Consider the following 13,003-nt stretch of genomic DNA (forward strand, 5'->3'; position numbering starts at 1 on the left):
TTTTTTATCTTTTCTATGATAAAATGTGAACAAGAAGAGGAGGCATATGCATGGAAATAACATTTTTCGGCACAAGTGCAGGTCTACCAACGAAAGAAAGAAATACTCAAGCCATTGCACTAAATCTAGAACCATATTCAAATAATATTTGGCTATTTGATGTAGGTGAAGCTACACAACATCAAATACTTCACCATTCAATTAAATTAGGTAAGGTAGATCATATCTTTATAACGCATATGCATGGTGACCATATTTTCGGATTGCCTGGATTGCTATCCAGTCGTTCATTCCAAGGCGGAGAAGGACTACCACTTACTGTCGTAGGTCCAAAAGGAATTAAAGAATTTGTAGAGACGACATTACGATTATCAGAATCCAGATTAAACTATCCGATCACTTACATAGAAATTGAAAATCATCTTTCATACCAGCATAATGGATTCAATGTTGAAGCACATTTATTAAATCATGGTATTACTTCTTTTGGCTATAGAGTAGAAGCACCATCTACACAAGGGAAAATTGACGTTCAAGCCTTGAAATCAATTGGATTAGAACCAGGTCCAAAATATCAAGAAGTAAAAAATAATGAGACGTTTGAATATAATGGAAAGATTTATGATTCTAGTCAATTTAAAGGTGATGAAAAACAAGGACCTGTAGCTGCCATATTTGGAGATACAATGCCATGTAACAACGAGTTACTTATAGCACGTAATGCAAATGTTATGGTTCACGAAAGTACTTATATAGAAGGGGATAAAAATTTAGCCAATAATTATCATCATAGCCATATTGATGATGTCTTTGATTTAATTAAAGAGGCAAATGTGGAGTATAGTTTAATCACGCATATAAGTAATAGATACACACAAGAAGAAGTTGAATCAATTAGTGAATTATTAAAGACTAAAAGTGATACACCACCATTTAAATTTGTTAAAGACTTCGATACTTGGTCATTCTAATTCACAATAAGAATAATTGATTCAATCGTTATAGCATATTTAGCAAAACAAATATAATGCTTTACAATAAGATTAACTCAAGTAAAACAGACCCTAACTAGTAAAAAGCAATAGTTAAGGTCTGTTTTCTACTATAGGGAATTAAATGTCTTAGCGATCTTTAGCGATCTGTTCTTTAACTATCTATAATACATTTCTGAAATGATTCAATATGTACAGAATTGCTTTACAAAGATAATTTACTCGTCCAATTAACATTGATACATATGATGTGTCATTACTCAATATGTATTATTTATTATCGGCGAAGCACTGGACAGGGTAGTATAAGAGACAAAGTAACGATTCATCGCATTACATTAGGTAAACAAACTATAAATATATGGCTTCAATAGTGCAATTGATTACAATTGTAACAAGTTTTAAATACGGCATCAAAAGCTTTATTTTTATAATGATCATCACATATCAATACAAAATTATTGAATAAAAACAACCAACCAAAAAGTTTTCACTTTCGAGTTGGCTGCTATTAAGGAATATATCCCGATAGAATTATTTTTATTAAATCAATATTAAAATCGATTACTTAAAGATAAAGCAAATAAATAATAACTTGCTAACTTATCGATAGAATTGATGTAAGGATTAATCATCATCTTGATTTGATAGTTCTACACTTCTATCAACGGCAGCTCTTAAACAATCCTCAAATACACTTTCTAAGTCGTATTTAGATAACGCATTTAAACCTGCCTGTGTTGTACCACCTTTTGAAGTTATATTTTTTCGTAATTGTTCCATACTTAAATCAGAACGTTCAATCATTTTACTTGTCCCAATAATTAAGTTTCGAATAGATTCTTCGACTTGTGATTTCTCTAATCCAAGTCTAGTACCAGCTGTCACATATTGTTCAAATACATGGTATAAAAAGGCCGGTCCACTACCAGTAATCGCTGTTACTTGATGTAGATTATCTTCAGAAACTTCAATTGCTGAACCAAATGAGTTAATTAAATCATCAACTTCAGTTTTAGATTTTGGATCAAAATTATTTGAAAAACTGATACCTGTCACAGAATGACCAACATGTGCGTTCGTGTTTGGCATGATTCGAGCAACAGGGTTTTCTGTATTAAGTTGTTCTCTAATATAACTAATTGGTAAACCTGCCATAATTGAAATAAATTTATTACTATCAGTAACATATGGTTTAATTCGTTCTGCTAAATTATCAAAATCATATGGCTTTGTTCCTAAGAAAACATAATCCGCTTCCTTTAACAATGCTGCGTCATCATAACTATAATTGACACCTAATTCAGCAGCATATGATTTCAGAGCATCCTCATTTGATCGATTTGTTAAATAAATATCGTTTGAGTCTATTACTTTTGAGTTAACGATTCCTGTAAAAATTGCATGAGCCATATTACCGGCACCATAAAATACAAGTTTCATGTAAAATTCCCACTTCCTCTTTGTTTTATGTAATCATATTAACATAGTTTAGAATTATGGCTAATCATTTAATTATAATAATGACAGAAAATATTATAATCATTTATACTATTTATAAAGACAAAAACAGGTAGGGATAAACGATGCAAGGGAAACATTTTATATTAACAGGAAGTACAAGCGGCTTAGGTAAAGCATTATTAAAAAAGTTATTAGCTAATGATATCAATGTAACTGTACTGGTTAGAAATCCCCAAAAATTAAATCAGTTTGTCGCTCAATATCATACAGATCGATTATCAATCATACAATGTGATTTACAGTCTGAGAAAGAAATTTATCATATTACGCAAAGTCTTCAACAACAAAAAATTGATGGTTTAATTTATTGTTCTGGACTAGGTTATTTCAAATCAATTGAAGCACATCGAACTGAAGAAATGCTTGAGACATATCAGCTTAATATTATAAGTTTCAACATTTTGTTAGAAGTAATTAGACCATTTTTCAATAAATATCCAATCATCGTAGGCATAGGTAGTCAAGCTGCTTTTGTTACACAAGCTAATGCAGCACATTATGGTGCATCAAAAGCAGCATTTTATCAAACATTAAATGCCATTCGATTAGAACATCACAATTACCATGTTTTAACGGTAAATACTGGACCAATCAATACACCATTTCACCAAAAAGCGGATCCTTCACTAAATTATGCGAAACGTTACAACAAAATCATGATAAATCCCGATAAACTAGCTGATCGTATATTTAAAGCTATGAAGTCAAAACGACAAGAAATCAATCAACCGCTGTGGATGTCATTTATGCTTAAACTGTACCAGCTTACACCAAGATTCATAGAAAAGCATTTCTCACGTTTTTTTAAAAATAAAATATAACAATAATGTGTATTAAACATAACAAAAAAAGAGTTTATGCGTAGAAACTTATGCTGGATCGAACACAGTTATAAGTACATGACATAAACTCTTTTTTCTGTTTAATTAAGGTGTTGCGTGTATTCTAAATTTTTCACTCTACCTCGTGCAGCTTTTAAAGTTTCAAAGCCAATATCTTTCGCTAAATTATAATTTTTAATATTTTCGTCTAATTGTTCTATACTACTTGCACCAACAATAATTGAACCAAGTGACTGTTGTGAGGTCAAGTAATTAAAGGTTAAGGCAGTTAAATTACTTTCAATTTCTTTAATTGATGCAATTGTTTCGCCTAACTCTTGATAATTGTAATCAAAAATACCTTCAGCAAATTTCTTGTCTAATGCATTGTTACTATTAGCAGTCAATAGACCTTTGAAAACAGGGCCTCTAGCAAGTATCTTTACATTTTTGGCATGTATTGCATCAAGCAAAGATTCAACTCTATTATCAATTAAATTAAATTGATTCATAATCGTTTCTATATTACTGTGTTCCAAATAATAATTAATTACATTAGGTCTAATAGAAGAAATACCATAAGCACGAACTAGACCTTCTGATTTTAATTCTTCGAATGCACTTATCGTTTCATCTAGTGGATCATCAATAGTACCTCCATGCAATTGATAAAGATCTAGGTGGTCTAAACCTAATGATTTTAAAGATGATTTAATAGCATGCTTAATGTGTTTTTTAGATGGATCCCAAAATGTTGAACCATCCTCTTTTAAATGATTGCCCACTTTTGTTCCGATAACAATATCATCACGTTGTTGGTATTTTTTTAATGCTTTGCCAACGATTTGTTCATTTATACCTTTGTCATACATATCCGCAGTATCAAAATATGTAATACCATGTTCAATAGCTCTATCGATTATAGGTTCTGCCGTTTTATAATCTGTACCTAAACTCATACATCCTAGTCCTACTTCTGAAATTTCTAAACCACTTTTCAAGACATTTTTTTGCATGTTATTGCTCCTTTCGATACACTAAATCATAGAATATGGCGTGTTTATCAATTATATGAAAGTATATTGATATCACTATTTATTGCTTTAGCTTGTTTGTTAATGCAATTGTATAGTGGTTATTCACAATTCAAATACAATTAACCGTACGAGCTACCGACTATATCTTAACAGGTAGATACTTAAAATAAAAGGAACGTGATTATAATGGAATTTTACGAGAGAACTATAGCGAAGGAACATATATATAACGGAAAAATTATTGATTTGGAAGTACATGATGTAGAACTCCCAGATGGTCAAACATCAAAAAGAGAATTAGTTTTTCATAATGGTGCAGTTGCTGTTTGTGCATTAACACCGGACAACGAAATTATATTAGTAAGACAATTTCGTAAACCTGCTGAAAAAACAATGTTAGAAATCCCCGCCGGAAAACTTGAAAGTGGAGAAGATCGCATTGAAGCAGCTAAAAGAGAATTAGAAGAAGAAACAGGCTATATCGCTGATCATTTGCAACTCATATATGAAATGTATGGTTCACCTGGTTTTTCTAATGAGAAGTTATCTATTTACTTTGCTAAAGATTTGAAAAAAGGGCACATGAATCTTGATGATGATGAATTTATTGAATTAGATCGTGTTCACATTAATGAAATTTCTGACTTATTAAAAAGTGGATCTTTAGAGGATGCAAAAACAATTATTGCTTTACAACATATCTTACTTAATTATAATGATTATAAATAAGAAACGAACAAACTTGCTAATTTTATCAATTACTGGTATTTTATATATGTATCATATTGTAAATTAAAATGATTATAATTATTAGTAGGGGAGTGAGGCTTCCGTGGAAGAACGATTAAATCGCGTGAAGCAACAATTACAACAATCATCATATAAATTAACTCCACAGCGAGAAGCAACATTAAGAGTGTTAATTGAAAACGAGAAAGATCATTTAAGCGCTGAAGATGTATACTTAAAAGTGAAAGACAAAGCACCTGAAATAGGTTTAGCTACTGTGTACAGAACATTAGAATTATTAGCAGAGCTAAAGGTTGTAGACAAAATTAATTTCGGGGATGGCGTTGCACGCTTTGATTTACGTAAAGAAGGTGCGAAACATTTTCATCATCATCTTGTATGTATGGAATGTGGGAAAGTTGAAGAGATAGAGGAAGATTTATTACCTGCAGTAGAAGAAAAAGTTGAAAGTGATTTTAACTTTAGAATTTTAGATCATCGTTTAACATTTCATGGCGTTTGTTCAGAATGCCAAGCTAAAGGTAAATAATGAATTTTCATCCTGTTTAATTTTAATGATAGGGGTGAGTCAATGAATACCATAATCGAAGAATATTTAAGGTTCATCCAATTAGAAAAAGGTCTTAGTACAAATACAATAGGCGCTTATAAACGTGACTTAACTAAATATGCAAATTATTTAGATGAAAACAAAATTACTCACATTGACTTTGTTGATAGACAGACCATCCAGCAATGTTTAGGTTCATTGCATGATGAAGGTGCATCTTCAAAGTCTTTAGCACGTTTTGTTTCAACTGTTCGCAGTTTTCACCAATTTGCATTGAGAGAAAAATATGCTGCTAAAGATCCCACAGTTTTAATTGAAACACCGAAATATGATAAAAAGTTACCTGACGTGTTGGAAATCAATGAAGTGATAGCTTTATTAGAGACACCTGATTTATCAAAAAATAATGGTTACCGTGATAGAACAATGTTGGAATTGTTATATGCAACGGGGATGAGGGTATCAGAATTAATTCATATAGAGTTAGATGATGTTAACTTAATTATGGGATTTGTTAAGGTGTTCGGCAAAGGAAATAAAGAGCGTATTGTGCCGTTGGGTGAAGCGGTTATTGAATACTTAACTCATTATATTGAAAACATACGTCCACAACTATTAAAAAGAACGGTCACACCAGTATTGTTTTTAAATATGCATGGAAAACCATTATCAAGGCAAGCCATTTGGAAGATGATAAAGCAAAATGGTATTAAAGCCAATATTAATAAGACATTAACACCGCACACGCTGAGACATTCGTTTGCTACACACTTGCTTGAAAACGGTGCAGATTTACGAGCTGTACAAGAAATGTTAGGACACTCTGATATTTCTACAACGCAACTTTATACACATGTATCTAAATCACAAATCCGTAAAATGTATAACGAATTTCATCCACGTGCATAAACACAGATTAGTTTATCATTTAATGAACTAATCTGTGTTTTATTGTTTATAAGGTTATGTCATGTTGTGTATTTGATTTAAATATATTATGATTCTCGGTTAATACGTCGTTCAATAAGTGCTTTATTTCGTGCATCAGTCACTTCTGTCCGATCCCTTTCTAAATGGTGATTTACGATATAGCTATCATCAATGAGCGTTTCTCGAAAGTAAAAGTCTGTAAAAGTGGTTTGTATTGAATGGAGCATTTCATCTTGTAATGGTAAGTGTACTGGAAGAAATGGTTGATGTGTTTTTGCTGCTTGCTTTAAATGTTTTAATAATATGATGTATTGCTCAATATTCAAACCTAGCATTTGCCAGTCATGACTAGATTGTATAACATTCAATGCTCTGTCAAACGATGTTTTAGCTCCTTGAAAGTTGTTACGACGAAAATGATAACAACCTGTAGTTAATAAAATTAAACTGACGACCGCATCTTTTTTTGAAAAATGTGGGTTTTCTTTCCAAGCATCCTCTAGAATATCATGACATAGAAAATAATGTTGCTTGGTATGAAATTGATAATAAAATTGTTGTAGTGCTTTTTCCATATAAGAACCGCTCCAAATTTAAATGTTTGTTATAAACATGCTATAATATTTTAGTGAAATACGCACTTAACTTGCTATATGAGGTAGATAAAATGTATGAAGTAAAATTAGATGCTTTCAATGGACCATTGGATTTATTATTGCATCTTATTCAAAAATTCGAAATAGATATTTATGATATTCCAATGAAAGCATTAACAGAACAATACATGCAATATATTCACGCCATGAATTCATTAGAAATTAATGTTGCTAGTGAATATTTAGTGATGGCCTCTGAATTATTAATGATAAAAAGTAAAATGCTTTTACCACAGCCTGAAACAGATGAATCATTAGAAGATGATCCGCGTGATGATTTAGTAGGTCGTTTAATTGAGTACCAAAATTATAAAGAATACACTGAATTGCTCAATGATAAAAAGGTAAATCGGGCTTCATTCTACTCGAAACACCCTACAGACTTATCACATTTAGAAACAAATGAATTAATGAGTTCGGATAACACCATTGATTTAACCGAACTGATAATTGCTTATCAAAAGGTCAAAAACCGTGTCGAATTTAACACACCAAAAACTGTCGAAATAAAGAAAGAAACCTTTACGATTCAACAAGCAACCACACAGGTTCATGAAAGACTGCAACAACAACAATCATTCAACTTCTTCAGTCTATTTAATTTCTCAGAACCAATTGAAATGGTAGTAACCCATTTCTTAGCAATATTGGAAATGTCTAAATCTGGGATAGTCAATATTGAACAACAAAAAAGTTTTGAAGATATCAACATATTAAGAGGAGTCAACTATGGCATTGGATAATCAAGGTATATTAGAAGCATTACTCTACACTGCTGGAGATGAAGGATTAGAAGAGAAGCAACTGCTTGAAATATTAGACATTTCACTAAGTGAGTTACAATCTTTGATTAATAACTATCACTCAGAAGGTCTTGTCATTCAACATTTCGGACAAACTTATGTATTAACAACGAAAAAAGAAGCAGCTGAATATATTGAAGCACTTGTAGAACATAAGTCTAATATGAAACTATCTCAAGCCGCAATGGAAGCACTATCCATAATCGCCTATAACCAACCACTCTCAAGAAGTGATATTGAAATGATTAGAGGTATTAATTCCGATGGTGCAGTTAAAACATTGATCGCAAGAGGTTTAATCGAAGCAAAAGACGAAAAAGATTCAAGAAGTCAGCAACTATATACAACCGAACTATTTTTAAATGTATTTGGAATTGAACATTTAGATGATTTACCAACTACTGATGAAGAGGACGAAGAAATCGAAGCATTTTTCAGTAATTTGGTAAATCAAAAAGGAGAAAATAATGAGTAAAGAATTAGAGAGATTACAAAAACGTATAGCTAACAGTGGTTATACATCAAGAAGAAAAGCTGAAACACTTATCAGTGAAGGTAAGGTTAAAGTAAATGGTGAAGTCGTAACGGAATTAGGTACGAAAGTGAAAAATTCAGATACAATTGAAGTAGAAGGTATTAAATTAGAGCAAGAAGACAAACTGTATATTTTATTCTACAAACCATCGCAAGTGATTACGAGTGTATCTGATGATAGAGGAAGAAAGGTAGTAACCGATTACTTCAAACAAATTGAAACAAGAATATATCCTGTTGGCAGATTAGATTATGATACATCAGGTTTACTGCTATTAACGAATGATGGTGAGTTTACAAATTTAATGACGCACCCTAGATACAAGATCAAGAAAAAGTATGTTGCAAAATTAAAAGGTTACTTAATGCGAGAAGAGGTAAAAGCATTAGAGCAAGGTATTGAATTAGAGGATGGTAAAACACAACCTGCAATTGTAAAAGTAAAAAACCAAGATAAAGAAAAGAACTCAACTTTAGTTGAAATAACGATTACTGAAGGTAGAAATAGACAAGTTCGTCGTATGTTCGAACATTTTGGACATCAAGTTAGTAAATTACAACGAATTGAATTTGGTCCATTAAATTTGAAGGGGCTTAATGCAGGTGAAGGTCGTGTTTTAACACCGCACGAAGTAAAAGTCATTCGTCAAATTGCTGAACACGGTAAATAAACTTTGAAATATTTTTGACAAAATAATTCGAATGAGAAAAAATTCACAAACTTTTCGTTCATTTGTACTTTTCAAAGTTAACCTATGCTATAATTGTGAATGTATTGGAAAGTAAGCAGTGTGGGAGGTACATACGTATGTCAAATGAAATTTTAATCGTAGATGATGAGGATCGAATTAGAAGATTACTTAAATTATATTTAGAAAGAGAATCTTTTGAAATACATGAAGCTAAAGACGGTAGTGAAGCATATCATATGGCAATGGAACATGATTATGCATGTATATTACTAGATTTAATGTTGCCTGAAATGGATGGTATTGTTGTTGCTTCTAAACTAAGAGAGCATAAAGATACACCAATTATTATGTTAACAGCCAAAGGCGAAGAAACAAATCGTGTTGAAGGTTTTGAATCAGGTGCAGACGATTACATTGTTAAACCTTTTTCACCAAGAGAAGTTGTGTTACGTGTAAAAGCATTACTAAGAAGAACACAGGTCGCACATACAGAACAGAGCGAACCACATGCGCGTGATTTGATAGAATTTGATCATTTAGTTATCGACAATGATGCTCATAGAGTGCTTGCAGATGAGAGCCAAGTAAACTTAACACCTAAAGAGTATGAATTATTAATATTTTTAGCGAAAACACCTAATAAAGTATTTGATAGAGAACAACTGTTAAAAGAAGTGTGGCATTATGAGTTTTATGGAGACTTACGTACCGTAGATACTCATGTTAAACGCTTAAGAGAAAAGTTAAATCGCGTTTCTGAAGAGGCTGCTCAGATGATTCAAACTGTTTGGGGAGTAGGTTATAAGTTTGAAGTTAAATCAAATGATGAACCGACTCAATAATGTAGTCATAAAACTGTGGTTAACTATAATATTTATAGTAACGACAGTTTTAATTTTACTTAGCGCAGCCTTAATCACATTTATCCAATCATACTTCACACAGGAAACAGAAGATTCTTTACTCAAAGATGCTAAACGTATTAGTGAATTAGTAGCAAGCTCTGATAATAAAGCAACCGCGATTGAACACAGTCGTAAGTTGATTGAAGGCCCTGTTGGTCTCATTATAATGAATGATAAAAACAGTCAAAATAGTAAGTATGGCAATACTAAACAAAAGATGTTAAATGAAATCAAACAAAACAAAGACTATGATGACGTATTTAATAAAGGAAAGAAAATTTCGGAACACGTTAATGTAAAAATTAATGATCAACAACATACTTATGTATTAATTGGATATCCTTCAAAGAATTTAAGCGATGTTAAACAAGATGAATACGGTGGTGTCTTTATTTATCAAGATTTAAAAACCATCGAAGATACTAATAATTTAATCACGGTTATTATTTTAATTATTGCCATTATTTTCTTAGCAATTACAACGATATTTGCTTTTTTCCTTTCTTCTCGTATTACGAAACCTCTAAGAAATCTACGGTCTCAAGCATTGAGAGTTTCAAAAGGACAATATGCGCAAGTTGAACCCGTAAATTCAAAGGATGAAATTGGAGAATTATCTCGTGCCTTTAATACGATGAGTTCTGAAATCCAACAACATATCGATGCACTGTCATCTTCTAAGAACATTAGGGATAGTTTAATCAACTCCATGGTTGAAGGTGTATTAGGATACAACGATAAGAAGGAAGTTATTTTATCTAACCAAATGGCTCAAAATACATTACAACTTTTAGATGAGTATTCATTAGAAAAGCTTGATGAACAAACAGAATTAACTTTTAAGAACAAACATACACAGTTTGAAGAATATGAAATTAATACTAGATATTTTGTAATCATTACTAGTTATATAGAGCAAATTCAACCAGATGGACGAAGTGGTATCGTGGCCATCATAAGAGATATGACCAATGAACATAATATTGATCAAATGAAGAAAGATTTTATAGCAAATGTTTCACATGAATTACGTACACCCATTTCTTTATTGCAAGGCTATACAGAATCAATCGTTGATGGGATTGTTACTGAACCTGAAGAGATCCATGAATCCTTGAGCATCGTCTTAGATGAGACGAAACGTTTAAACAGACTGGTTAATGAACTCTTAAATGTTGCTAGAATGGATGCAGAAGGGTTAAGTGTTGAACGAGAAATCCAACCTATTGATCCGTTGTTAAATAAGATGCAATTGAAATATCAACAACAAGCTGCAGACTTAGAACTAACCATGAAATTAAATCCAATTTCTAATGGAGCGCTCTGGTATTATGATTCTGATAGAATTGAACAAGTGCTTACGAATCTGATTGATAATGCATGTCGATATACAGAACCAGGAGATACAATAACCGTCGATATTGCTGAAAATGATCATGACAACTTGTTATATATTACCGATACAGGAACGGGTATTGCTCCCGAACATTTAGAGCAAGTCTTTGATCGTTTTTACAAAGTAGATGCAGCACGTAAAAGAGGTAAGCAAGGTACCGGACTTGGACTATTTATATGTCGAATGATTATCGATGAACATGAAGGTAAGATACTCGTAAAAAGTGAACTCGGTCAAGGTACAACATTTATTATTCGCTTACCGAAACCACCAACTAGAGATTAAAGGAATAAGTCATTGATGATTTTATGTGTAACGTCAAAAATAATTATAATAATCATCTAACTAAATAAGGTAAAGTGCCTCCGATTTATACAATTTAATGTGTAAGGCGGAGGTGTTTTTTGTGATTATAGCTTTAAAATATGAATTGAAATCATTTTACATCGCTATTTAGTACAGTGTGTAAAATTTAATTTTATATTGCTGGTAAATTAGCACTAAATACTGTAAACAATATCATTGTCTTTATCTGAGTTATACGCTATGATATATTTATAAAATTTAAATGTTCATCTTCGGGGTAGGGTGTAATTCCCAACCGGCAGTAATATAAGCCTGCGACCTATTTATTGTTCAATAAATAGCTGATCTAGTGTGAATCTAGAGCCGACAGTATAGTCTGGATGGGAGAAGATGGAGGGTTAATTTGTTGTGCAATTAAATCCTCCTATTCTGAGTAAGATGAATGGAAGGAGATAATTGAATATGCAACAACAAACCAAACGTCTAATAACGATTAGCATGTTAAGTGCGGTAGCTTTTATATTAATGTTTATCAAGTTCCCGTTACCATTTTTACCACCATATCTAACATTAGACTTTAGTGATGTACCGGCACTTCTTGCAACATTTACATTAGGACCCATTGCTGGCATCATCGTTGAATTTATTAAAAATTTATTGAATTTTTTATTCAATGTAGGGGATCCAATAGGACCGTTGGCCAATTTTTTAGCAGCCACAAGTTTTATACTTACTGCGTTTTATGTTGCTAAAAATAAAAATAACGCTAAATCATTAGTTACTGGTTTAGCTGTAGCAACCTTAATAATGACACTAGTATTAAGCATTTTGAATTATTTTGTGTTGTTACCACTCTATGGCATGATTATGAATTTATCAGATGTTTTTGGTAATTTGAAAATAATTATAGTATCAGGTGTTATACCTTTCAATATTATTAAAGGTATTGTTATTTCAATTATATTTATCTTATTATACAAACGCTTGAATAGTGTTTTACCGAGATAACAAATTGCGCTAACATACACTAACGTATCAATAAATAGTGACAAATAAAATTTTGTTTTCATATAACAAAAGCGCATGTTTAAGTTAATTTAAACATGC

General features: G+C 31.7%; 14 protein-coding genes and 1 riboswitch. Of the genes, 11 read left to right on the plus strand and 3 right to left on the minus strand.

The window, feature by feature from the left end:
• Nucleotides 1–50 precede the first annotated feature (50 nt).
• The gene (gene rnz, locus ACY191_RS08880; protein WP_042738622.1) at nt 51–971 is read left to right on the plus strand and encodes a ribonuclease Z; all 921 of its coding nucleotides are present in this window, start codon (nt 51–53) and stop codon (nt 969–971) included.
• A 648-nt stretch (nt 972–1,619) separates the two neighbouring features.
• Here rnz and proC read toward each other — a convergent pair.
• Entirely contained in the window at nt 1,620–2,435 is an 816-nt protein-coding gene (proC, locus tag ACY191_RS08885) for a pyrroline-5-carboxylate reductase (RefSeq protein WP_229367228.1), read from the minus strand.
• A 143-nt stretch (nt 2,436–2,578) separates the two neighbouring features.
• Between proC and ACY191_RS08890 the strand changes: the two genes are divergently transcribed.
• On the plus strand, nt 2,579–3,337 hold the full coding sequence (locus ACY191_RS08890) for an SDR family NAD(P)-dependent oxidoreductase (RefSeq protein WP_229367227.1): 759 nt from the start codon (nt 2,579–2,581) through the stop codon (nt 3,335–3,337).
• A gap of 101 nt (nt 3,338–3,438) precedes the next feature.
• On the opposite strand, the gene ACY191_RS08895 is transcribed toward ACY191_RS08890, so the two are convergent.
• The gene (locus ACY191_RS08895) at nt 3,439–4,353 is read right to left on the minus strand and encodes an aldo/keto reductase (RefSeq protein WP_107512437.1); all 915 of its coding nucleotides are present in this window, start codon (nt 4,351–4,353) and stop codon (nt 3,439–3,441) included.
• A gap of 207 nt (nt 4,354–4,560) precedes the next feature.
• Between ACY191_RS08895 and ACY191_RS08900 the strand changes: the two genes are divergently transcribed.
• From ACY191_RS08900 to xerD, 3 genes are all read left to right on the plus strand, one after another.
• Entirely contained in the window at nt 4,561–5,103 is a 543-nt protein-coding gene (locus tag ACY191_RS08900; RefSeq protein WP_042738626.1) for an NUDIX hydrolase, read from the plus strand.
• A gap of 103 nt (nt 5,104–5,206) precedes the next feature.
• Nucleotides 5,207–5,653, plus strand: coding sequence for a ferric iron uptake transcriptional regulator (fur, locus tag ACY191_RS08905; protein ID WP_042738627.1), 447 nt, complete (start codon nt 5,207–5,209; stop codon nt 5,651–5,653).
• A gap of 42 nt (nt 5,654–5,695) precedes the next feature.
• A complete protein-coding gene (gene xerD, locus ACY191_RS08910) occupies nt 5,696–6,583 on the plus strand; it encodes a site-specific tyrosine recombinase XerD (protein WP_042738628.1) in 888 nt (295 codons plus the stop codon).
• A gap of 86 nt (nt 6,584–6,669) precedes the next feature.
• Here the strand turns inward: xerD and ACY191_RS08915 are convergent, their stop codons facing one another.
• A complete protein-coding gene (locus ACY191_RS08915) occupies nt 6,670–7,179 on the minus strand; it encodes a DUF309 domain-containing protein (protein ID WP_229367226.1) in 510 nt (169 codons plus the stop codon).
• Between the two features lie 92 nt (nt 7,180–7,271).
• Between ACY191_RS08915 and ACY191_RS08920 the strand changes: the two genes are divergently transcribed.
• The 6 genes from ACY191_RS08920 to ACY191_RS08945 all read left to right on the plus strand — a co-directional run bounded on the left by ACY191_RS08920 (nt 7,272) and on the right by ACY191_RS08945 (nt 12,904).
• Nucleotides 7,272–8,003 (plus strand): segregation and condensation protein A, encoded by a 732-nt coding sequence (locus tag ACY191_RS08920; protein WP_229367225.1) that lies wholly within the window; start codon nt 7,272–7,274, stop codon nt 8,001–8,003.
• Nucleotides 7,996–8,538, plus strand: coding sequence for an SMC-Scp complex subunit ScpB (gene scpB / locus ACY191_RS08925; protein WP_229367383.1), 543 nt, complete (start codon nt 7,996–7,998; stop codon nt 8,536–8,538). The genes ACY191_RS08920 and scpB overlap by 8 nt, the downstream gene beginning before the upstream one ends.
• Nucleotides 8,531–9,268: a pseudouridine synthase gene (locus tag ACY191_RS08930; RefSeq protein WP_042738631.1), complete on the plus strand. Its 738-nt coding sequence runs from the start codon at nt 8,531–8,533 to the stop codon at nt 9,266–9,268. The genes scpB and ACY191_RS08930 overlap by 8 nt, the downstream gene beginning before the upstream one ends.
• Before the next feature lie 137 nt (nt 9,269–9,405).
• Nucleotides 9,406–10,131 (plus strand): response regulator transcription factor, encoded by a 726-nt coding sequence (locus ACY191_RS08935; protein WP_042738632.1) that lies wholly within the window; start codon nt 9,406–9,408, stop codon nt 10,129–10,131.
• Nucleotides 10,115–11,875: an ATP-binding protein gene (locus ACY191_RS08940; RefSeq protein WP_042739028.1), complete on the plus strand. Its 1,761-nt coding sequence runs from the start codon at nt 10,115–10,117 to the stop codon at nt 11,873–11,875. The genes ACY191_RS08935 and ACY191_RS08940 overlap by 17 nt, the downstream gene beginning before the upstream one ends.
• Before the next feature lie 285 nt (nt 11,876–12,160).
• Nucleotides 12,161–12,292, plus strand: a riboswitch (FMN riboswitch).
• A gap of 66 nt (nt 12,293–12,358) precedes the next feature.
• Entirely contained in the window at nt 12,359–12,904 is a 546-nt protein-coding gene (locus ACY191_RS08945; protein WP_042738633.1) for an ECF transporter S component, read from the plus strand.
• Nucleotides 12,905–13,003 lie beyond the last annotated feature (99 nt).

Source organism: Staphylococcus sp. TCBT05 (genome assembly GCF_055179755.1).